Genomic DNA, 20,085 nt, shown 5'->3' with positions numbered 1-20,085 from the left:
GCGGCCGGCGCATGGATTGGAGCCCCCTCGTCCTGTCCTTCCAGGCCGCCGCCCTCGCCACCCTGCTGACCGCCGTGGTGGGCATCGGTCTGGGCGCGTTGCTCGCGAGCTGGCGGTTCCCCGGCCGCGAGCTCCTGGACGTGTTGTTCACCGCGCCCATGGTGCTGCCCCCCACGGTGCTCGGGTACTACGTGCTCGTCGTCATCGGCCGGGGCACGTGGATCAGCACCGCCTATGAGCGGCTCGTGGGCAGCCCCATCGTGTTCACCCGGGCGGGGGTCATCCTCGCGGCGGCCATTGGCAGCCTGCCCCTGGTCATCCGCTCCGCGCGCACGGCGCTGGAGGGCGTCGATGAGCTCTACCTCGATGCGGCCCGGACCCTGGGCGCGGGGGCCCTGCGGCGGTTCTTCATCATCCGCTTGCCCCTGGCCTCGCAGGGCATTCTCGCGGGGCTCATGCTGGGCTTCGCGCGGGCGCTGGGGGACTTCGGGGTGACGCTCATGCTGGCGGGGAACATCCCGGGCGAGACCCGGACCGCGCCGCTCGCCATCTATGACGCGATCCAGGCCAACCGGGAGGACCAGGCGGCCCGGATGGCGATCATCCTCACGGCCTTCGCCCTGGTGATCCTCTATACGGTCGGACGCCTCACCCGGAAGACCGTCGTATGAGCGCGGCCCTCCTCCAGGTGAAGCTGAAGCTGAAGCGCCAATCGGAGCTGGGAGGCTTCACGCTGTCGGCCTCCTTCCAGGCCCCTCCCGGAGTCACGGTGGTGCTGGGCCCCTCCGGGTCAGGCAAGAGCACCCTGCTGTCGGCGCTCGCGGGGCTCACGCGGCCCGAGGAGGGGACCATCACCGTGGGAGACGAGGTGTGGCTGGACACGGAGCGCGGGCTCGAACGGCCGAGCCACGAGCGCGCCCTGTCGATGGTCTTCCAGAAGTCCACCCTCTTCCCCCACCTGACGGCCCTGGGCAACGTGACGTTCGCGCTGGACCGCACGCGCTCCCGGGCAAGCCGCCGCGACGAGGCCCTGGCGCTGCTTCGCCGGATGAAGGTGGAGCACCTGGCCCACCGCTACCCCCGGCACCTGTCCGGAGGCGAGGCCCAGCGGGTGAGCCTGGCCCGGGCCCTGGCCCGGCCGCCCCGGCTGGTGCTGCTGGACGAGCCGTTCTCGGCGCTCGACCGGCAACTGCGGCACAGCCTGGCGGAGGACGTCCTGAACCACCTGCGGCGGTTCCAGGTGCCCATCCTCTTCGTGACCCACGCCCTGGACGAGGCCATCCAGTACGGCCAGAGCGCGCTGCTCGTCATGAATGGGAACGTGCGGTTCCACCCCCAGGCCACCGCCGAGCTCTGCGCGTCGGCGATGGGCCTGCGGCCACCCGGCGCCGCTCAGGACACGGCCGAGCAGAACTGCTCGTAGTCGATGAGCTCCACCTGGGCGCCCTCGCGGCACACCGGGCACTCCGGGTCGCGGCGGATCTTGAGCTGCTGGAAGTGCGTGCTCAGGGCATCGAAGTTGAGGAGCCGGCCCACCAGGGGCTCTCCGATGCCGAGGAGCAGCTTCAGGGCCTCGGTGGCCTGGAACAGGCCGATGATGCCGGGGAGCACGCCCAGGACCCCCGCCTCGGCGCAGGAGGGGGCCATCTCGGGCGAAGGCGGCTTCGGGTACAGACAGCGGTAACAGGGCCCCTTGCCTGGGACGAACGCCGTCACCTGCCCCTCGAAGCGGTAGATGGAGCCGTGGATGTTCGGCTTCTTGAGCATCACGCACGCATCGTTGAGCAGGTAGCGGGTGGGAAAGTTGTCCCCGCCATCCAGCACGAGATCAAAGGGCTCGAGGATGCGCAGGACGTTCTGGGACGTCAGCCGCTCCTGGAACGGGAGCACCTTCACGTCCGGGTTCAGGGCGCGAATGGCCTCCAGGGCGCTCTCCGTCTTGGGCATCCCGGCCCGCTCGCGCGTGTGGATGACCTGGCGCTGGAGGTTCGAGAGGTCCACCACGTCCATGTCGATGATGCCGAGCGTGCCTACGCCCGCGGCGGCCAGGTAGAGGGCCGCGGGCGAGCCCAGCCCGCCCACGCCCATGAGCAGCACCTTCGAGGCCAGGAGGCGCGCCTGGCCCTCCTCACCGACCTCGGGGATGGTCAGATGCCGCCGGTAGCGCTCCTTCTGCTCGGCGCTCAGCACCACCGGCTTCTCCACGGGGTAGGAGGCGTCGTGCCAGCGGCTGTAGCCCCCCGCCATCGAGGAGACGTTCAGGTAGCCCATGTCCTTCAGGGTCTTGGCGGCGAGCGCGGAGCGGGTCCCTCCCGCGCAGTAGAGCACCAGCTCGTCGTCGCGCGCGGCCTTCTCCTCGATGCGCAGCTCCAGAAAGCCGCGGGGAATGGAGAGGGCTCCGGGCAGCCGTCCCGCGGCGTACTCCTCCCCTTCGCGGACATCGATGAGCGTGAAGGCACGCCGCTGGTCGAGGAGCTGCTTGACGTGCTCGACCGGCACCTCACGGATTTCCTTCTTCGTGTTCGCCAGGATGTCTCGAAAGGAGGGGGCCATGGGGACGGGTCTCTCAGGCGGTCTTGGCGAGTTCGCGGTCGATGGCGGCGAGCAGTCGTGGATCATCCTCGGCGACGTCCGGTGAGAAGCGCTCCGCGTCGTATTGGGTATTGCAGAAGCTCTGGATCTCGGCGTCCGTGCCGGGCTCCTGCGTCAGGAAGTTGTTGGCCGGGAAGCCCAGCACCTCCACCACCAGCAGCACCTTGCCGGTGTACTCGGCCAGCTGGGCCTGCGGGCCGTCGATGCGCTTCACCGGAATGCCGTAGAGGGTCTCGCTCATGGTGTGTCTCCTTCGCTCCATCGGATGCGGGAGGGTAGGATAAACTCCGGTTCGCTGCGGCGCTTCCTTCTGTGGCCTCCGAGGAGCCTGTGGATGGACCGGCGATTCCTGGAATCCCGAGTGGGAGTGACCGTCCTCACCCTGACGGTGCTCCTCCTCGTCGATACGTACATCAACACCCTGCCCTTCCTGCGCCTGCTGCCCCGCCCTTTCCGGCTGTGGACCTGGCAGAGCGCCCAGGTGCTGGTCTGCCTGTTGGCGGTCGCGCTCCTGCACCGGCTGCGGCCCCGGGCAGCGCTGCTCGAGCTGGGCCTGGGCCCGCTCACCGGCCGGGCGCTGGGCTTCTGCGCCGCCGCGGTGCTGCCCATGGTTTTAACTTATGGCGCCGCCGCGGGCTTCCAGGTGCACCTGAGCTGGAGCGACTGGGTGACCCAGGCGGTCACGGCTCCCCTCGCGGAGGAGGTCCTGTACCGGGGCTATGTGCTCGGCCAGTTGCAGCGCCGGGCAGACTGGTCCTTCTGGGGTGCGGCGCTGGTGGGGCTGGCCCCCTTCGCGCTCGGGCACCTCTACCAGAGCGTCCGTGCGGGGCATGATCTGTGGGGGCTCGCCGGGGTGCTGGCCATCACCGGCCTGGGCCACCTGTTCTTCGCATGGCTGCTGGAGCGCTGGGGAGACCTGTGGGTGCCCATCGGCATGCACGCCCTGATGAACCTGTCCTGGGATGCGTTCGCCGTGGACGACACCGCCCTGGGCGGCACGCAGGCCAACGTGGCGCGCTTCGCCACGGTGGGGCTCGCCATCGGGCTGACGCTGATCCTGCGGCGAGGCCAACCGGGCTGGGGGCAGACGCCTCCCGTCAGCCGTTCTTCATCGTCATATCCGGGTTGAGCTCGATCCAGCGCTTCGTCCCGGCCGCGCGGTAGAGCGCCTCGATGAGCCGGATGTCGCGCAGGCCCATCTCGCCAGGGGTGCGCACCTCGCCGCCCTCGGCGATGACCTGGGAGAGGTGGTCGATCTCCCCGGTGAACTGCTCGGCGCTGGACTGGGAGGTGAGCACCTCCTCGGACTTCCCGGCGTTGCCCACCACCAGCCGGTTGTCCTGATAGGCGGTCGCGGGATCCAACGTCGCCACCTGCTTGTCGCCCCACAGGTCGATCCGCTTCTTGTCCGCCGTGTAGCCGGAGGAAATCGTCGCGCGGGCGCCCGAGGGAAAGACCAGCTCCGCGGTGAAGACGTTTTCGATCTCGGCGAAGCGCGGGTCTCCCGGGGGCGAGAACATGGAGGCCGACACCGCGTTCGGGCTCTCGCCCAGGAGCCACTGGAGCCCGTTGAGCGAATAGATGCCAATGTCCACCAACGAGCCGCCGCCGGCGATGGCCTTCTTCGCCCGCCACTGGTCACGGGGCTGGGAAGGCTTGAGCGGACGGTGGTGGTCCGACGAGGCGAACCAGACCTTGCCCAGCTCACCGGCCTGGAGCATCTCCCGGGCGCGCACGTTGTGGGGCTCCCAGTGCGCCCGGTAGGCGATCATCAGCTTCCGGCCCGCGGCCTTCGCCGCGTCGATCATCCGCTGGCACTCGGCGGACGAGTTGGCCATGGGCTTCTCGCACATCACGTGCTTGCCCGCCTCCAGCGCCTTCACCGTCAGCTCGGCATGGGAGGAGTTGGGGGTGACGATGTAGACCACCGACACGTCCCGGTCCTTGGAGAGCCGGGACAGGGTCTCGTAGGTGTAGAGGCTGGAGGCCTTCACGCCGTGGCGCGCGGCGACGGTGCGCGCCTTCTCCGCGTTGCCGGACACCAGCGCCACCAGCTTGGACCGGCGCGCGCGGCCCAGGGCCGGCAGCACATACTGCTGCGCGTAGTGGCCCAGCCCCACCACGGCCCAGCCCAGTTGCTGCTCCGCCGGCAGCGGCGGCTCCGTTTCGAGCTGGGGCTGAGGCCGGCCCGTGGGGCCGGTGGGAATGGACTGCGCCCCGGCCTGGCCCGCGAGGAGCACACTGCCCAGGCCGAGGGCCGAGCGGGTCATGAACAGGCGGCGCGAGGGCGCGGAGGTCGTCTCATCGGACACGGGGCGTTCTCCCGGAAAGGGGCCAGGGTTCGGCGGTGAGCGCCCTCAACCCACCAGCCCGACCCGGGCGGCGCAACCCTCCCGCCCAGGCGCGTGGTGGATAGCGCACAGAGGGTTCACTGCGGCAGGGGCAGCTCCAGGATCATCCGGGCGCCGCCTTCCGGACGGTTCTCCGCGCGCAGCGTGCCGCCGAAGCGCTCGGCCATCTCACGCGAGATGGCCAGGCCCAGGCCCGTCCCCTTGTCCCGGTCCTTGGTGGTGAAGAAGGCATCGAAGATGTGCGGCAACACCCCGGGAGAGAACCCCGGGCCATTGTCCTCCACGCGGAGAATCACCCGGCCCCTCCCCCGCGTGCCCCTCACCCACACGCGCCCTTCGCGCACCCGGGCCTGCTCCAGCGCATCCCCCGCGTTCACCAGCAGGTTGAGCACCACCTGCGCGAGCCGCCCCGAGGTGGCGAAGACCCGCAGGTCCTCGGGCACCTCCACCGACAGCTGCGCCACGTGCTTGAGCCGCACCGCCGCCAGCCGCGCCGCGTCCGACACCACATCCACCAGCGCGCACTCCGAGGGCTCCTCCGCCTGCATCCGGGAGAAGCCCTTCAGGTCGGACACGATGCGCTCGATGCGCTGAAGCCCCTCGAAGGTGTCCTCCAGCACGGAGTCCAGCTCCTCGGTGTCCTGGCCGGACAGCCGCTCACGCAGCGCCCCGCGCAGGAACTCCACGTTGGCGTGCACGAAGGACAGGGGGCTGTTGATCTCGTGCATGACGTTGGCGGCCAGGCGGCCCAGCATGGCCAGCTTCTCCGTCTGGGCCCGCTGCAGCTCGGCCAGCGCCAGCTTCTCCTGCGCTTCGCGATGGGCCTGCTCCCAGCGCATCGCATTGAGGGCCTGCTGAGTCTTTCGGAACTGCGCCGCGCCATAGGCGCCACAGAAGCTCATCGACGCCACCAGGCCCGCCACGGCCAGCGCGCGCATGGGATCGTGCGAGACGAACAGCAACAGGTACAGCGTCCCCAGGGAGCACGTGAGCCCCGAATAGATGATGGGCCGCGCATCCCGGGGCTGCGCGAGCGCCAGGACCAGCGGCAGCGCCGGGGTCAGATAGATGAACGGGTTGGAGGGCCCCCCGAGCAGGTACGTGAGCCACAGGAAGCACACGCCGCAGCAGACACTGTTCAGGGCCGTGAGCACCGCCTCGCCCCGCTCGCCCACCTTCTCCCGTGCCCAGAGGTAGAGCAGGATCTCCAGGGCCCAGCCCACACGCACCAGCAGCGAGGGCAGGTAGAAGCCGCGCAGGAACAGCACATCCAGCGCGTAGAACAACACGATGCACAGGGCGAGCACGCCACCAATCCGCAGGGACTGCGCCTGCGTGGGACGCTCGGTGCGCGGCAACACCATCTCCAGGCGTTCCATCGCGCCCTGCTCCAGCGATCCAACCATCATGGAGGGGAAGCCTTGACCGAAGCGGCGGGCTGATCACGTCCTTCATGGATTTTTCCGCCCCCAAGAGTACGGTGAGTAACTTTTCACCCGTTTTCCCCGGTGACGAAAAGGACTGCCTGCCTGCCCGTCAGCCCAGGAGCGGAGCCGAGGGCGCTGGCCTGACGGTGTGCTTGTCTCCCTCCAGGGGGTCCCCAGATTTCCGGCAGAAGAACTCCGACCTTTCACCTCGTGGAGACTCCCATGAAGCTTCCTCTGATGGCGGCGCTCGCCGCCCTGACGCTGTACGGTTGCGCCAGCCAGTCCTCGAACACGCGTGAAGCCTCGGCCTCCGAGGCCGGTGCCGTGGGCGGCTCGGGCAACGTGGATTCCTCTACTGGCTCCTCGAGCGGCGAGGCCAGCGCCAGCGAGGCCTCCTCCGAGGAGAGCCTGACGCCCGGTGAGGCGAGCAACGTCACCACCCTGGAGGAGCGCGATCGTAAGGACGCGCCCACCGTCTACGAGGGCGAGGCCACCGGCGGCAGCGGCTCGGGCAGCGAGACCGTGACGACCGATGACGGCCAGAAGTGGGACGTGCAGCAGAACAATGGCCAGGACCTCGGCACGAACCAGTCGGCCCCCGAGGGCGCCGTGAACCAGAACAACGGCGGCACGGGCGGCTCCGGCAGCGAGAGCGGCTCCGGCAAGAGCGAGGTCATCGAGGATCCCACCATCAACAAGAGCGACGTGTCCATCCCCACGACCGACTCCACCAACAAGTAGTCCCGGCCCAAGGCCGCTGCCCTTCCGGTGAAGCCCGCTCGCGGGCTCACCGGAAGGAAGGCCGGGGCGCAGTGCCAGCCCCCAGGGCGCCTCGGCGATCTGCTTGATGTCAAAGGCAGCCGCCGGGTGAGCGGACACCTTGCCCTCCTCCATTCCAGCGGGCAATGCCTGGCAGGCCCAAGGTTGATCACGCTTCAGGACAGGCGTGGCACCGCAGTCACGTGCAACCGTGACGCATCGCCAAACTCATCCAGAACCGCAGCGCGGCTCATTTGGGGAACGGAATCCATGCGTCCAAACACTCCTAAAAGGCATCACCCCCGCGCCCACTTCCAAGAATACCCAGTTTAGTGTATTTTCCGGCTTTCCAGAGAAATTCTCATATCAAAGGGACGCCGTGACCCAGACCGATTCCCGTGTCCACCTGAAGGACTACAAGACCAAGGAACTCCAGTGGGACAAGTTTGCCACCGCGCGCAGCATTCCCCGGCGCATGCTCCCCGAGGGTCCCCTGACCGGGCAGATGTGCCCCACCGCGAGGCAGCCCCTCTATCACCACCCGCTGATGCAGGCGGTAGGACAGCAGGCGCAGGATCACCTGCTCATCCACACGACTTACAAATACATGAGTGACATCTCCCATGTGGAGATGGACACGGTCAATCAGATCTCCCTGAAGATCGTCAACAACACGCTGCCGTTCTCCTTCTCGGAAGACATTCAGCACGACGCGCTGGCAATCATCGTGGATGAGTCCTACCACGCCTATGTGGCCCGGGATTTCATGCGGCAAGTCATTGAGCGCAGCGGCGTGAAGCCCGTGACCATGCCGGTGAAGACCGTGCTCTCGGAAGCCATTGCCCACGGCAAGAGCGTGCTGCCCGAGAACCTCCACGAGATTTTCGAACTGGTGGGCGTGTGCGTGGGAGAGAACACGCTGACCAAGGAATTGCTTCACCTGACCGGTGATCGCTCCATGAACCCCGTGGTCCATCAGGTGATCGAAGACCATGTCCGCGACGAGAGCCGGCATGCCGTCTTCTTCACGCACATCCTCAAGCTCATGTGGAGCGCGCTCGACGAGCCGTCCCGGAGCGCCATCGGTCCGCTCCTGCCCGAGTTCATCCTCAACTACTTCAAGCCGGATCCTCAGTACGAGCGCGACGTCCTGCGGTCCCTCCAGGTGCCCGAGCACCACATCGACCGCATCCTCGGGGAGACGTTCGCGCCCATGCCCCTGGAGGAGCTGTGGCCGCGCATCCCCATCATCGGGCACGTGATGGGCGTGATGAAGCAGAGCGGGGTTTTGGAGAACGGCAAGACGGCCGACGCCTTCCGCCGCATCAAGCTCCTCAACTGAAGCCCCTGCACCGCAAGCCCCGCCATGCGGGGCTCGGGTGGCAGGCTTTAGAAGGTGATCTCCACCGACGGCACGCTGCGCGCCGCCGGGCCGTGGAAGACCACCTCGATGTTGTTGCCGTCCGGGTCGAGCACGAACGCCGCGTAGTAGCCCGGGTGGTAGCTGCGCAGGCCCGGCGCCCCGTTGTCCCGCCCGCCCGCCGCGATCGCCGCGGCGTGGAACGTGTCCACCATCGCGCGGTCGCGCGCCTGGAACGCGAGATGGTGGCGGCCGGTCAGCACGCCGGCCGCCGCCGCACTGTTGGCCGTCGAGACGAACAGCTCGTCGGCCCAGAACCAGTCCTCGCCCTCGCCACCCAGCGGCACGCCGAGCACGTTGAACACCGCGACGTAGAAACGGCGGCTCGCGCCGAGATCACGAACGATGAGCTGGAGATGGTCGATGAGACGGCCGCGATGCAGGCGTTGCGCTTCCATGGTCGGGCTCCGGTGAGGGTGGGCTCCGAGGATACGCTACCGGGTCCAGGAGGTGTGAAAGGGCGTTGCCCCTCCCCCTGTCCTCACGCGGTGTCCGTCAGCGCGCGAGTTCCGCGTCGATGGTCTGCTCGAAGATGTTCATCGGCCGCGCCCCGGCGAGGGTCTTCCCATTGATGAAGAAGGTGGGCGTGGCCATGACCTTGCGGCGCTGGCCCTCCACCACCTCCATGTCCACGTAGTGGGTCCAGGTGCTCGAATCCATCGCGCGCCGGAAGCGCTCCACGTCCAGGTTCAGCTTGCCGGCCAGCTTCTCCAGCGAGGCCCGGTCCAGCGCGTCCTGGTGGGCGAAGAGCGCATCATGGAACTCCCAGAACTTCCCCTGCTCATGCGCTGCCATCGAGGCGGCGGCCGCCAGGCGCGCATTCGGGTGGGTGGGCAGGGGATTGTGCCGGAAGACAACGCGCACCTTCTCCCCGTACTTCTCACGCAGGGCCTTGAGCGTGTCGGCCCCGAGGGCGCAGAACGAACACTCGAAGTCGGACCACACCTCCACGGTCACCTTCGCGTCCGCGCGGCCCTGGGAAGGCGCCTCCGGGCGGGGCGGGGCGGGGATGGCCGTCTTCTCGATGGCCTCGGAGCGAGGACGGTCCTTGCATTCATCGGCCGGATTCGAGGAGGCCGGCGAGCCGGCGATGGCGAGCGAGGACAGCCCCAGCAGCGCGGTGGCAACCGCGCCAACGGACAGGAACGGCTTCATGGTCAACCTCTGGTGTGCAATCGGAGACGCGGCTCCAGGGCCGGAGCCAGCGGCGCGGCTTCGTTTTCGCCGCGCCCCCATGAGTGCCGCGAGGCCCACGCGAGTTTCAGCATGAATCGCCCCGAGGTCCATTGGCGTTCCTCGCGCACCAAGCCGCCGCGCGCGTCAGGGCGTCCCGGCAGTTCCTTCTGAGGGGTGCGTCGCCCTCGGGGTCACTTCACACCGCGTGCAGGCGGCACGAGCAACTCTTTGGCCACCTCCACGAAGAGACGCAGCGGCGCGGAGCGCTGTGCACGGCTGGGGTAGTAGAGGAAGAAGCCGGGGACCGTGGGTGCGTAGGGCTCGAGCACCTGCTGCAGCCGCCCGGTCTGGAGCTGCTCCGCCACCATCGGCTCGAAGGTGTACGCCAGCCCCAGGCCTTCTTCCGCCAGGGTCACCATCAGCCGGCTGTCGTTGGCGACCACGCCCCCGCGCACAGGCACGCGCCAATTTCTGCGGCCCCGCTCCAACTCCCACGCGTAGAGCGCCCCGGTGGTGTGCACGCGGAAGGTGAGGCACTCGTGGCGAAGGAGGTCCTCGGGGCGCTGGGGTGTCCCGTGGCGTGCGAGGTAGCCAGGCGCGCCCACCACCACGAAGCGGAAGGCGTCGGTGAGGCGCACCTGAACCATGTCGCGCTCGATGGCCTCGCTCAGCCGCACGCCTGCGTCGTAGCCTTCCGCCACGATATCCACGAAGCGATCCTCGATGGTGACCTCCACCTCGACCCGCGGGTGGCGCGCGCGAAAGGTGGGAAGCACCGGGGTGATGACGAAGGGCACCGCCGACCGCGGCACCGACAGCCGGACGCGGCCCACGGCCTCTCCCGGTTGAGCAGAAACCTCGGTGAGGGCGGTGAGCGCCTGTCCCAACGCCGGACCCGCGCCCTCCAAGAGCCGCCGCCCTGCATCCGTAAGCGACACGCTGCGCGTCGTGCGGGTGAGCAGCACCACACGCAGCTGCTCCTCGAGCTGCCGCACCGACTGGCTCACCGCGGGGGTGGAGACGCCGAGTTCGCGCGCCGCGCCGCTGAAGCTGCGCAGACGGGCCACGGCGAGGAACACCTGGAGCTGCGGGAGGAGAGCCGTATTCATTGCGAGAGCCCCTTCAAGGCCACCGTGGATTCCGCGGGAGCTTACGCCTCACTGTTAAGCACCGCTTAAGAGCTTATTGACGCCAGGGCGCGTAGTCCCCCGAGGAAACCAGGGTTATTTCTCTTCGTGAACAGGGCGAACGGCTCCCAACCCACAGGGAGAGAAGAGGCAATGCGTAAGCGTTCATTGGGAAATAGCGGTCTGGAGGTCTCGGCCCTTGGGTTCGGTGCCATGTGGGCCTGAGCGCCAATCTGGGCCCAGCGACCGGCAAGCAGGAGGCGATCGCACGGACGCCGCGCTCACCCCCGGCGACCTCCGCGAGATCGACCTCGCCGCCTCGAAGGTCGAGGTGCAAGGGGCCCGGCTCGGCGAAGGACTGCTGAGCCTGAGCGAAAACTAGAGGAGAAGAACAATGAAGAAGCGCAGACTTGGAAACAGCGGATTGGAAGTCTCGGCCATCGGACTCGGCTGCATGGGTCTGAGCTATGGCTATGGCCCGGCAACGGATAGGCAGGAGGCCATCCAGTTGATCCGGGCGGCCTTCGAGCGCGGCGTCACCTTCTTCGACACCGCCGAAGCCTACGGCCCCTACACGAACGAAGAACTCGTGGGCGAAGCCCTTGCCCCCTTCCGGGACCAGGTGGTGATCGCCACCAAGTTCGGCTTCGAGTTCGACTCCCATGGCGGGCAGAGCGGCATGAACAGCCGGCCAGAGCACATCAAGGAAGTCGCGGAAGCAGCGCTCAAGCGGCTCAAGACCGATCGGATCGATCTCTTCTATCAGCATCGCGTCGACCCGAACGTTCCGATCGAGGACGTGGCGGGTGCGGTGAAGAAGCTGATCCAGGAGGGCAAGGTCAAGCACTTCGGCTTGTCCGAAGCAGGCGTGCAGACGATCCGGCGCGCTCATGCGGTCCAGCCGGTGGCCGCTCTCCAGAGCGAGTACTCCCTGTGGTGGCGGGAACCCGAGAAGGAGATCCTGCCAGCCCTGGAGGAACTCGGGATCGGCTTCGTGCCCTTCTCCCCCCTTGGTAAGGGCTTCCTCACGGGCGCGATCAGCGAGAGCACGGCATTCGACAGCAAGGATTTCCGCAACATCGTCCCGCGCTTCACGCCAGAGGCGCGGGCAGCGAATCAGGCCTTGGTGGATCTTCTCGGCGAAATCGCCGCCCGGAAGCAGGTAACGCGAGCCCAGCTCGCCCTCGCCTGGCTGCTGGCCCGGAAGCCGTGGATCGTGCCGATCCCGGGGACCACCAAGTTGCATCGCCTGGAGGAGAACACTGGAGCGTCCGCCGTTGAGCTGACGCCCGATGAGCTCCGCGACATCGAGGGCGCCCTCTCCAAGATCACGGTGCAAGGGGATCGGTATCCCGCGCACCTTCAGGCCAGGGTCGGCCGCTGAGAGAACCGAGCTTGGCGGACATCCGCCTTCTCAAAAACCCCAGGAGGAACCGTGAAGAGCAAGCTGGCGAACGAAGAAGCAGGAAGCGATCAGAGTTCTGATGAGACCGCTGGCCTGAGCCGGCGGCGGTTCATGGTGACGGCCACCTTGGCCGCTGGCGGACTGTGGGGTCTGTCACTCCGACATCCACCATGGCCGTGAGCACTGGGTGGTCGCCGTTGGCTCGAGCGTCAGCAAGTTCAAGGCCGGCTCCCGCGTCGGTGTGGGTTGCATGGTGAATTCGTGCCGCCGTTGCGGCCCGTGCGAGAGCGGAATGGAGCAGTACTGCGAGAACGGCAACGTCCTCACCTACGGCTCGAAGGACCGCGACGGCGCGATGACACAGGGCGGCTACTCGACCTTCAACGTCGTGGACGAGGACTTCGTCATCGGCATCCCCGACGTGATCGCCCTGGCACACGCGGGACCGATGCTGTGCGCGGGCATCACCGTCTACTCTCCGCTGCGCAGGTAGAGCATCGGGCCAGCGAAGAAGGTCGGCGGCGTCGGACTCGGCGGCCTCGGTCACACTGCGGGCCGGCCTCCTGCCAGCCCTGTCCACGGACCTGGGCGTCTCCATCGCGGCGGCGGGTCAATGGGTGACAGCGCTCTCGCTCACGTTCGCGCTCGGCGCTCCCGTGCTCGCGGTGGCGCTCGGCCACGAATTGGCGCGGGGCATCTGGTTATCGCTGGTATCCGATTGCGATGATTTGACCTGACGCGTCGCTGCTCACAAACAACTCGCCATTGGGGCCCACACCCAACCCTACCGGCCGATGCGGCCAGCCGGCTGCGGTGTCGCTGGCGCCGTCGAATTCGAAGAACGGCTCGTAGCGAACCGGCAACCCGTTCTCGAACACCACCCGCACCACCTCGTAACCCTGGGCGGGCTGTCGATTCCAGGAACCGTGGAAGCTGACGAAGGCGTCGTCGACCACCTCGGGCGGGAAGGACGCGCCGTCGTAGAAGACGATGTCGAGCGGCGCAACGTGAGCGGGCATCGCCAACATCGGAGGCACCACATTATTGACGTCGCGGCACCACGCATCGGAGTGGGTACCATCATTCATGAAGCCCGGATCTGCCCACTGCGTCGTCGGGCCCATTCCCACACCAGACGGAAGCAGAAACTCACTGAAGCAATAGGGGTAGCCATAGAACCGCCCGGCTTCGGCGAAGAGGTTCAGCTCTTCAGCGGGATTGTCGGTGTGAATGTCGCCCCCGAGGTCGGCACGGTTGAGATTGTCTCGCCCGTTTTCCACACCCCACAGCCGGCCCTGGCTGTCGAAACGCAGGCCCACTTCGTTCCGAAGGCCATCGGCAAACACCTCGCCGTCCGTGAAAGCCACGTTGCCCGCCTGAACCTGGGCTGCGGTAAAGCGACGAATGCGAGCGCGCGTCGAATTGTTGTCCACGTTCGCGGCTGAACCGACGCTCACGTAGAGGCGGCCTTCGGCGTCGAAGATGATCGTCCGGGTGACATGGCCGCCCGTAGGGATGCCAGTCACCACTTCTTCCTGGCCGCTCAGCGCGGCTCTCGTTCCGGTTGCGAACGGCCAGCGCAGGACGCGCGTCGCGGAAGAGGCATAGAGATATCCGTCGTGCAGTGTGATGCCATGGTTGAGCCCGCTGGCCTCGGCCAGCGTCGCCCGTTCGGACGAATCCGAAACGCCGTCACCGTTCGAATCGTAGAGTGCGGTGATTCGACCTGCGGTGCGCTCGACCACCAGAACGTCTCCGTTCGGAGCGACGATCAACCCTCGCGGATTAGTAACGGTCGCCCAGGTCCATGCACAGTACCCCGCTGGCAACCTCGCATTGGCCACGTTGGCGCTCGAAGGCCCCAGGCAGCTGTTCTTGAGAGAAGTCCCAGCATCGGAAGTGCCAGCATCGGAACTCCCGCCGTCGGTCTCACCAGCGTCACTCGTTGGGTTTTGATCTCCGGCATCGGTCCGCCCCCCGGCATCCATTTCGACGCCGGCATCCCTCTCGGTGGAGGGCCGGTCTGAACAAGCCAGGAGGGCAGAGGCACAGAGCGCTGCGACGAGCCCAAGGGCCGGCATCTTAACGCCGTTGCTGCGCGGGAGGGAGAAGCGTCTTCCAGTCATGGTGTTATTGTCTCAAAGAAAGAGGGGGCTGCTGCGGCCCGTGCACCTTGCCGCGCGCTCCAGCGCTTCTGGCCTGGCGATCGAACGTCTTGCTGGAACAGCCATATGCCCCAAGCCTGCGGAGCACTAGGCGCTGGGGGTTAATGGGGTGTTAAGCACAAATTTATAATGAAGAGCCTCATTTCTTTTCGAAGACGTCCTTGGCCACGGTCACGGCGGTGATTGCACTCGGCCAGCCGGCATAAAAGGCGAGGTGTGTGATCGTCTCGACCAGCTCCTCCTGCGTCACGCCGTTGTCGCGGGCGCGGGCAAAGTGCGAGCGGAGCTGGTCGGGACGATTCATGGCGATAAGCGCGCTCACAGTCACGAGGCTGCGGTCGCGAGGCGAGAGCTGCGGGCGTGTCCACACATCGCCGAAGAGCACTTCGTCGGTCAGCTCGACCAGCTTCGGCGAGAAGCCGCCGATCAGTTTCTGGGCAGGCGTCGGTTGCGCGGGTTGCGTCGATGCGGGGGGCGTGGAGGAGCCTCTTACGGGCATGCGGTATTGCTCCTCGGTGACCTTCTCCAGCCAATCGGTGCTCTTGCCATCGAGCTGTTCCACGATGGCGATATGCGCCATCGACGTGGCCGGCGCCGCTCCATGCCAGTGCTTCACGTTCGGCGGAATGCGGACGACGTCCCCCTGCCGGATCTCGTCAACCTGTCCGCCCCACTGCTGCACGCGCCCGGTTCCGGCTGTGACGATGAGGATCTGACCGAGTGGATGGCTGTGCCATGCCGATCGCGCGCCCCCGTCGAACGTGACGAGTGCGCCCATCGCCCGCGCCGGAGCGCTGGCCTGAAACAGCGGGTCGACGCGGACGGAGCCGGTGAAGTTTTCGGCTGGCCCCTGCCGCGACGGCTGCGTGCCACGCCGAGCGATGGTAATGGTTTGAGCGGATGCGGAAGTGGCGAGAATCAGGGAGAGGACGGCCGAAGCGAACACGTTCATGGGAGTTCTTCCTGGAGGTTCAATCCAGCCCCTTCTGCCTGAGAAACTGAGACAGAAGGTCAGCGATCTGGACATTGTTGAGATCCGACATGGGGAAGTGCGTATTGCCGCGAACCCCGAGTTCGGGCAGATGCACGACCGTCACGTCACCCCCGTGGCGGTTCACCGCATCGCGGAACAGCCTTGCCATGGCGAGCGTGACTCGCCATTGGTCCTGGCCTGGATTCGGGGTTGGATTTTCAGCAATGAAGTCGCCGTAGTACATGACGATCGGGATCTTCGTGAGCAGCAGGAAGTCCGGCAGCGGCACCTCGACGCCTCTGACCGTGACGCCGGTGGACATCGTCAGTTCAGGGGCTTCGCCCGGCGGGAAGGCGAAGCCAGCACCCGGTTCGTAGGAAATGATGGCTCGCACATTTCTGTTCTTGATCGCCGTGCGCCAGCCGAGTCCACCGCTCTGTGAGTGTGTGACAAGAATGCCGGGCCCGATCCGGCCGAAGAGTGCGGAAACCGCATCGGAATTGACTTCCACGTCGTAGGGACCCGTGTTGGGCACCATCTGCCGGAAGAACTGGTTGAGCGCCTCCGGATCGCTTGAGAACTGCACGCCTGGGTAGAAGTCCGGCCACAAGCCAAGGCGGAAGATGCCGAACCAGAGCTGTTCGTCAGGCGCAGCCGTCATCATGATGGGCTGAGTGCTGCGTGCTGCGCGGCCGCGCCGTGGTTGATCGATCAAATACACTGGAAAGCGACGGCGCAGAAAAAGGTTCTGGAATCCCTCTCGGCCGTCCGGAGTGCTCTCCCACGTCTTCGCGGACTGGCCGTGGCCATGCCAGAACACGAGTGGAAGCTTTCTGGCATTCGCCGGGATCTCATAGGACACATATACGTGATCGCCGTGCAACATCTGCCCCGCGGAGTCGGGCCCTGCGGGGTTGTAACTGCCCTGCTTGATTGGGTCGAACGTGCCGGGCGCGGTGATGACCGTGCCGCCGGCTGCAAAGCTGCCTTGTTCCTGAATGAGCAGTGGCCCGGGCTGCTCGGCCGTGGTTGCACACGTGGAGGCGCTGAGCGCGACGGTGATCAGCACCAAGGCAGTACGGTGTTTCATCCGTCCCATCCCTTCTTTGAGAGAGGCTCTGACAGCAGGTCTACAATCTTGAATTCGTAGGGGTTGGGCTCGATGCGGTTAGCAATAGCACCCGCCCTCCGCGAGGCACTAGGTGCCGGAGCGGAAAGAGGCTTTGAAGCCCTGCTTAAGAGTGTGCGCCACGCGTCCGGCCAGCTCGCGGCCTTCGCTTCGTTCGAAGGCACGGGAACCAGCACCGCGTCCCCCAAAGCACTGGACAGGGACAGTCCGCAATTGCGGACTGTGCCCGTCGACGGTACCAACCCGTTGGCAGCAGCCGCTCTACAGTACCAACCAGGGAGCTGGGCGCACACGGGCGCCCGACTGGAGGCAGGGCCATCCCATTAGTTCTTCAACCGGTAGCCCGTCTTGAAGATCCACCCCACCGCCACCAGGCACAGCAGGAAGAAGCCCAGCGTCATGACGAGGCTCACCTCCACCGCCACGTCCGCCGTCCCGTAGAAGCTCCAGCGGAAGCCCGAGATCAGATAGACCACCGGGTTGAACAGGGTCACCGTGCGCCAGACGGGCGGCAGCATGTCGATGGAGTAGAACGCGCCGCCCAGGAACGTCAGCGGCGTCACGATCAGCATGGGGATGAACTGCAGCTGCTCGAAGCTGTTGGCCCAGATGCCGATGATGAAGCCGAACAGGCTGAAGGTCACCGACGTCAGCACCAGGAAGGCGATCATCCACAGCGGGTGGAGGATGTCGATGGGCACGAACATCGCCGCCGTGGCCAGGATGATCAACCCCAGGGCCGCCGACTTGGTCGCGGCGGCCCCGACGTAGGCGATGATGATTTCCAGATAGCTCACCGGCGCCGACAGCAGCTCGTAGATCGTCCCGGTGAACTTGGGAAAGTAGATGCCGAAGCTGGCGTTGGACAGGCTCTGGGTGAACAGGCTGAGCATGATCAGGCCGGGCACGATGAAGGCGCCGTAGGACACGCCGTCCACCTGCCGCATCGACTGACCGATCGCCGAGCCGAAGACCACGAAATAGAGCGAGGTGGTGATGACCGGGGTCACCACGCTTTGCACCAAGGTGCGCAGCGCCCGTGCCATCTCGAACCGGTAGATGGCCCAGACGCCATGGCGATTGAAGGTCATGCTCATGATGCGGTGCGCTCCTTGACCAGGCCCACGAAGATGTCCTCGAGCGAGCTCTGGCGTGTGTTCAAATCCCTGAACCCGATGTCCAGCTCGCTCAACCGCCGCAGGAGGCTCGGCACGCCCGTCTGCTCCTCGGTCGCGTCGAAGACGTACTCCAACGCATGGCCACCGGCCTTCAGCGTGAGCGGCCAGTCGGCCAGCCCAGCCGGGAGGGCCGTCAGCGGATTCTGGAGGTTCAAGGTGAGCTGCTTCTTGCCCAGCTTCTTCATCAGGCTGGCCTTGTCCTCGACGAGGATGAGCTCGCCCTTGGAAATGACCCCGACCCGGTCGGCCATCTGCTCGGCCTCCTCGATGTAGTGGGTGGTCAGGATGATGGTCACCCCCTTCTCGCGCAGGTCCCGGACCTGCGCCCACATGTCCCGGCGAAGCCCCACGTCCACACCGGCGGTCGGCTCGTCGAGGAAGAGGATCTCCGGCTCGTGGCTCAGCGCCTTGGCGATCATCACCCGCCGCTTCATGCCGCCCGACAGCGTCATGATTTTGGCGTCCTTCTTCTCCCAGAGGGAGAGGTCCCGGAGCACCTTCTCGATGTGCGGCGGATGGGGCGCCTTGCCGAACAGACCGCGGCTGAAGGAAGTCGTCGCCCACACGGTCTCGAAGGCGTCGGTGACCAGCTCCTGCGGCACCAGCCCGATCTTGGACCTCGCGGCGCGGTACTCCCGGAGCACGTCGTGCCCGCCGGCGACGATCCTTCCTGAACTGGGGGTGACGATGCCGCAGATGATGTTGATCAGCGTCGTCTTTCCAGCCCCATTGGGGCCCAGCAGGGCGAAGATCTCGCCCTTGCGGATCTCCAGATCGATGTTCTTCAGCGCATGAAGCCCTGACGCATAGGTCTTGGTCAGGCCGGAGACGGAGATGATGGGTGGCGGGGGGATGGTCATGGTGGACGGATGGCCTCTATGGCGTCGCGCTGCGGAACTCAAGCCGCTTGAGCGCTACGGTACGGAGAATGCGCCGGCAACGGAGCGGTCCCCCCCTCACCCTCGCGCCTGGAGCGTCAGCCGCCGAAGACATGGCGGGTGAGGAAGTCATTGCGGAACTTGTGGCCCGGATCCAGCCGCTCGGCCAGCGAAACGAAGGCCGGCAGCTTCTCATAGAGGGTCGCGATGTGGCCGGCCTGGGCGTGGAACAGCTTGCCCCAGTGCGGCCGCGCCCTGAACGGCGCGAGCGCTTCTTCGAGGGTGGGAAGCAGGGCCTCCACCTCGGGCTGCAGGCGCTTCCACGTGAAGTGGAAACCGACGCTGGCCTCGCGGTACGCCATGCTGAGCCAGAGGTCGTCGGCAGCGATCGTCCGGATCTCCGCGATGTGCAGGAGCGGCGCGATGCGGCCGGCCAGCGCGCGCACCGCCTGGATGGCCTCGGCCGCGTGGGCCCTGGGCAGGATGTATTCGGACTGGAGTTCGTCGCCCTGGCTCGGGGTGAAGTCGAGACGGAAGTGGGACAGCCTGTCGATCCAGGGCCCGGCGATGCCGAGTTGTTCGGTGCAGGCCTCGGGTGAGACTCCACGCAGGGGATGCCGCTGCACCTGGGCAGGCACGGCACCGTGGAAGCGCTGGCCCGCGGCGGGCAGCGCATCCGAGCACCGCTGCTTGAGCCAGACCTGATCGATCGTGTCACGTGCCCAGTTCGTGAAAAGGCTCACGCTGTAGGCAGCACCGGTGATCGCGTCGAAGTGGTTCAACAGGGTGTCCCAGGCGAGCTCCTCGTGGACGCTGACCGCGACGGTGAACGCCGGCTCGATGTCGAGGGTGACCGAGGTGACGATGCCCAGGGCTCCCAGACCGACGACGGCTCCCGCGAAGTCTGGGCTCGTCCGGGTCAGCGCGAGCGTCTCGCCGCTGGCCGTGACCAGCGTGAGCCCCGCGACCGCGGACGCCAGGCTTCGATTCGCGCACCCAGAGCCATGCGTCGCCGTCGCAATGGCACCAGCCACCGAGATGTGCGGAAGCGACGCGAGGTTCGCCAGAGCGAATCCCTCTGCCTGGAGCCGGGCGCCGAGCTCGCCGTAGCGGATGCCGCCACTGGCGGTGACCGTCCGGGCTTCGCGGTCGAGCACCACTTCTGGGTTGAATGCCTCCAGGGAGATCAGATCGCCCGGCGTGTCCGCGAGGGTGTTGAACGAGTGCCCTGACCCGAGCGCGCGGACGGCCTTCGCCCTGGCGACGATCTCCTTCACCTCGTCGAGCGAGGTAGGCCGGTGAAAACGCGCTGCCGCGTATTCGACGTTGCGGGCCCAGTTGGTGTGGTGAGGCACGCCTCATCCTATGTGCGGGCAAATGCTGTGAACAAGCGGTGCCGCGACTTTCGCCGCACCCACGTATTCGTGGCTTCTCCGCCACGCTTGCGGCAGGCTCGTGGCGCATGATTCAGCGTCAGCCCGCTCGCAGCAGACACGATGGAGCGG

The 20,085-nt window shown here is 66.7% G+C and carries 21 protein-coding genes; 8 read left to right on the top strand and 13 right to left on the bottom strand.

Annotated elements, in window-relative coordinates; genetic code table 11:
- Positions 1 to 11 precede the first annotated feature (11 nt).
- The gene (gene modB, locus KY661_RS03800) at positions 12 to 671 is read left to right on the top strand and encodes a molybdate ABC transporter permease subunit (protein ID WP_225408884.1); all 660 of its coding nucleotides are present in this window, start codon (positions 12 to 14) and stop codon (positions 669 to 671) included.
- Positions 668 to 1,423 carry an ATP-binding cassette domain-containing protein gene (locus tag KY661_RS03795; protein WP_225408883.1) on the top strand — a complete coding sequence of 252 codons (756 nt, stop codon included), beginning with the start codon at positions 668 to 670 and terminating at the stop codon, positions 1,421 to 1,423. The genes modB and KY661_RS03795 overlap by 4 nt, the downstream gene beginning before the upstream one ends.
- Here KY661_RS03795 and moeB read toward each other — a convergent pair.
- Together moeB and KY661_RS03785 are read right to left on the bottom strand one after the other, a co-directional pair.
- Entirely contained in the window at positions 1,393 to 2,553 is a 1,161-nt protein-coding gene (gene moeB / locus KY661_RS03790) for a molybdopterin-synthase adenylyltransferase MoeB (protein WP_225408882.1), read from the bottom strand. The genes KY661_RS03795 and moeB overlap by 31 nt on opposite strands.
- A gap of 13 nt (positions 2,554 to 2,566) precedes the next feature.
- Positions 2,567 to 2,833, bottom strand: coding sequence for a hypothetical protein (locus KY661_RS03785; protein ID WP_225408881.1), 267 nt, complete (start codon positions 2,831 to 2,833; stop codon positions 2,567 to 2,569).
- Between the two features lie 93 nt (positions 2,834 to 2,926).
- Here KY661_RS03785 and KY661_RS03780 point away from each other — a divergent pair, with 93 nt between their 5' ends.
- The gene (locus KY661_RS03780) at positions 2,927 to 3,721 is read left to right on the top strand and encodes a CPBP family intramembrane glutamic endopeptidase (protein ID WP_225408880.1); all 795 of its coding nucleotides are present in this window, start codon (positions 2,927 to 2,929) and stop codon (positions 3,719 to 3,721) included.
- On the opposite strand, the gene KY661_RS03775 is transcribed toward KY661_RS03780, so the two are convergent.
- Complete coding sequence (locus KY661_RS03775) at positions 3,690 to 4,904, bottom strand: Gfo/Idh/MocA family protein (RefSeq protein WP_225408879.1); 1,215 nt, start codon at positions 4,902 to 4,904, stop codon at positions 3,690 to 3,692. The two genes, KY661_RS03780 and KY661_RS03775, sit on opposite strands and share 32 nt — an antisense overlap.
- A gap of 116 nt (positions 4,905 to 5,020) precedes the next feature.
- Positions 5,021 to 6,352 carry a sensor histidine kinase gene (locus tag KY661_RS03770; protein WP_225408878.1) on the bottom strand — a complete coding sequence of 444 codons (1,332 nt, stop codon included), beginning with the start codon at positions 6,350 to 6,352 and terminating at the stop codon, positions 5,021 to 5,023.
- Between the two features lie 240 nt (positions 6,353 to 6,592).
- Here KY661_RS03770 and KY661_RS03765 point away from each other — a divergent pair, with 240 nt between their 5' ends.
- The gene (locus KY661_RS03765; protein ID WP_075011328.1) at positions 6,593 to 7,111 is read left to right on the top strand and encodes a hypothetical protein; all 519 of its coding nucleotides are present in this window, start codon (positions 6,593 to 6,595) and stop codon (positions 7,109 to 7,111) included.
- Between the two features lie 397 nt (positions 7,112 to 7,508).
- The gene (locus tag KY661_RS03760; protein WP_225408877.1) at positions 7,509 to 8,471 is read left to right on the top strand and encodes a diiron oxygenase; all 963 of its coding nucleotides are present in this window, start codon (positions 7,509 to 7,511) and stop codon (positions 8,469 to 8,471) included.
- 47 nt (positions 8,472 to 8,518) lie between these two features.
- Here KY661_RS03760 and KY661_RS03755 read toward each other — a convergent pair whose 3' ends face one another.
- From KY661_RS03755 to KY661_RS03745, 3 genes are all read right to left on the bottom strand, one after another.
- Positions 8,519 to 8,947 carry a VOC family protein gene (locus KY661_RS03755; RefSeq protein ID WP_225408876.1) on the bottom strand — a complete coding sequence of 143 codons (429 nt, stop codon included), beginning with the start codon at positions 8,945 to 8,947 and terminating at the stop codon, positions 8,519 to 8,521.
- A 97-nt stretch (positions 8,948 to 9,044) separates the two neighbouring features.
- On the bottom strand, positions 9,045 to 9,704 hold the full coding sequence (locus KY661_RS03750; protein ID WP_225408875.1) for a DsbA family protein: 660 nt from the start codon (positions 9,702 to 9,704) through the stop codon (positions 9,045 to 9,047).
- A 212-nt stretch (positions 9,705 to 9,916) separates the two neighbouring features.
- Complete coding sequence (locus tag KY661_RS03745; protein ID WP_225408874.1) at positions 9,917 to 10,834, bottom strand: LysR family transcriptional regulator; 918 nt, start codon at positions 10,832 to 10,834, stop codon at positions 9,917 to 9,919.
- 412 nt (positions 10,835 to 11,246) lie between these two features.
- Here KY661_RS03745 and KY661_RS03740 point away from each other — a divergent pair, with 412 nt between their 5' ends.
- From KY661_RS03740 to KY661_RS03730, 3 genes are all read left to right on the top strand, one after another.
- Positions 11,247 to 12,236, top strand: a complete 990-nt coding sequence (locus KY661_RS03740; protein ID WP_225408873.1) for an aldo/keto reductase — start codon at positions 11,247 to 11,249, stop codon at positions 12,234 to 12,236.
- Between the two features lie 132 nt (positions 12,237 to 12,368).
- Positions 12,369 to 12,437 carry a hypothetical protein gene (locus tag KY661_RS37680; RefSeq protein ID WP_398577143.1) on the top strand — a complete coding sequence of 23 codons (69 nt, stop codon included), beginning with the start codon at positions 12,369 to 12,371 and terminating at the stop codon, positions 12,435 to 12,437.
- 7 nt (positions 12,438 to 12,444) lie between these two features.
- Complete coding sequence (locus tag KY661_RS03730) at positions 12,445 to 12,750, top strand: alcohol dehydrogenase catalytic domain-containing protein (protein ID WP_225408871.1); 306 nt, start codon at positions 12,445 to 12,447, stop codon at positions 12,748 to 12,750.
- 208 nt (positions 12,751 to 12,958) lie between these two features.
- On the opposite strand, the gene KY661_RS03725 is transcribed toward KY661_RS03730, so the two are convergent.
- The 6 genes from KY661_RS03725 to KY661_RS37510 all read right to left on the bottom strand — a co-directional run bounded on the left by KY661_RS03725 (position 12,959) and on the right by KY661_RS37510 (position 19,935).
- Positions 12,959 to 14,245: a PQQ-dependent sugar dehydrogenase gene (locus tag KY661_RS03725; RefSeq protein WP_225409182.1), complete on the bottom strand. Its 1,287-nt coding sequence runs from the start codon at positions 14,243 to 14,245 to the stop codon at positions 12,959 to 12,961.
- Positions 14,246 to 14,561: 316 nt separating this feature from the next.
- A complete protein-coding gene (locus KY661_RS03720; protein WP_225408870.1) occupies positions 14,562 to 15,374 on the bottom strand; it encodes a (R)-mandelonitrile lyase in 813 nt (270 codons plus the stop codon).
- A gap of 19 nt (positions 15,375 to 15,393) precedes the next feature.
- Positions 15,394 to 16,485 (bottom strand): alpha/beta hydrolase, encoded by a 1,092-nt coding sequence (locus tag KY661_RS03715; protein WP_225408869.1) that lies wholly within the window; start codon positions 16,483 to 16,485, stop codon positions 15,394 to 15,396.
- A 362-nt stretch (positions 16,486 to 16,847) separates the two neighbouring features.
- Positions 16,848 to 17,621 (bottom strand): ABC transporter permease, encoded by a 774-nt coding sequence (locus tag KY661_RS03710; RefSeq protein WP_225408868.1) that lies wholly within the window; start codon positions 17,619 to 17,621, stop codon positions 16,848 to 16,850.
- Entirely contained in the window at positions 17,618 to 18,562 is a 945-nt protein-coding gene (locus KY661_RS03705; RefSeq protein ID WP_225408867.1) for an ABC transporter ATP-binding protein, read from the bottom strand. Before KY661_RS03705 ends, KY661_RS03710 begins: the two co-directional genes overlap by 4 nt.
- A 116-nt stretch (positions 18,563 to 18,678) precedes the next feature.
- The gene (locus KY661_RS37510; RefSeq protein WP_225408866.1) at positions 18,679 to 19,935 is read right to left on the bottom strand and encodes an FAD-binding protein; all 1,257 of its coding nucleotides are present in this window, start codon (positions 19,933 to 19,935) and stop codon (positions 18,679 to 18,681) included.
- Positions 19,936 to 20,085 lie beyond the last annotated feature (150 nt).

This window comes from Allostigmatella hybrida, from assembly GCF_020103775.1.
In the GTDB taxonomy this organism is placed as follows: domain Bacteria; phylum Myxococcota; class Myxococcia; order Myxococcales; family Myxococcaceae; genus Hyalangium; species Hyalangium aurantiaca.
This window is presented reverse-complemented; position numbering and strand designations above follow the sequence as displayed.

Bases quoted from the DNA above. Each gene is read 5' to 3' on its own strand.
- modB (WP_225408884.1), top strand. From the start codon at position 12: ATGGATTGGAGCCCCCTCGTCCTGTCCTTCCAGGCCGCCGCCCTCGCC.
- KY661_RS03795 (WP_225408883.1), top strand. From the start codon at position 668: ATGAGCGCGGCCCTCCTCCAGGTGAAGCTGAAGCTGAAGCGCCAATCG.
- moeB (WP_225408882.1), bottom strand. From the start codon at position 2,553: ATGGCCCCCTCCTTTCGAGACATCCTGGCGAACACGAAGAAGGAAATC.
- KY661_RS03785 (WP_225408881.1), bottom strand. From the start codon at position 2,833: ATGAGCGAGACCCTCTACGGCATTCCGGTGAAGCGCATCGACGGCCCG.
- KY661_RS03780 (WP_225408880.1), top strand. From the start codon at position 2,927: ATGGACCGGCGATTCCTGGAATCCCGAGTGGGAGTGACCGTCCTCACC.
- KY661_RS03770 (WP_225408878.1), bottom strand. From the start codon at position 6,352: ATGATGGTTGGATCGCTGGAGCAGGGCGCGATGGAACGCCTGGAGATG.
- KY661_RS03765 (WP_075011328.1), top strand. From the start codon at position 6,593: ATGAAGCTTCCTCTGATGGCGGCGCTCGCCGCCCTGACGCTGTACGGT.
- KY661_RS03755 (WP_225408876.1), bottom strand. From the start codon at position 8,947: ATGGAAGCGCAACGCCTGCATCGCGGCCGTCTCATCGACCATCTCCAG.
- KY661_RS03750 (WP_225408875.1), bottom strand. From the start codon at position 9,704: ATGAAGCCGTTCCTGTCCGTTGGCGCGGTTGCCACCGCGCTGCTGGGG.
- KY661_RS03745 (WP_225408874.1), bottom strand. From the start codon at position 10,834: ATGAATACGGCTCTCCTCCCGCAGCTCCAGGTGTTCCTCGCCGTGGCC.
- KY661_RS03740 (WP_225408873.1), top strand. From the start codon at position 11,247: ATGAAGAAGCGCAGACTTGGAAACAGCGGATTGGAAGTCTCGGCCATC.
- KY661_RS03725 (WP_225409182.1), bottom strand. From the start codon at position 14,245: ATGGATGCCGGGGGGCGGACCGATGCCGGAGATCAAAACCCAACGAGT.
- KY661_RS03720 (WP_225408870.1), bottom strand. From the start codon at position 15,374: ATGAACGTGTTCGCTTCGGCCGTCCTCTCCCTGATTCTCGCCACTTCC.
- KY661_RS03715 (WP_225408869.1), bottom strand. From the start codon at position 16,485: ATGAAACACCGTACTGCCTTGGTGCTGATCACCGTCGCGCTCAGCGCC.
- KY661_RS03710 (WP_225408868.1), bottom strand. From the start codon at position 17,621: ATGAGCATGACCTTCAATCGCCATGGCGTCTGGGCCATCTACCGGTTC.
- KY661_RS03705 (WP_225408867.1), bottom strand. From the start codon at position 18,562: ATGACCATCCCCCCGCCACCCATCATCTCCGTCTCCGGCCTGACCAAG.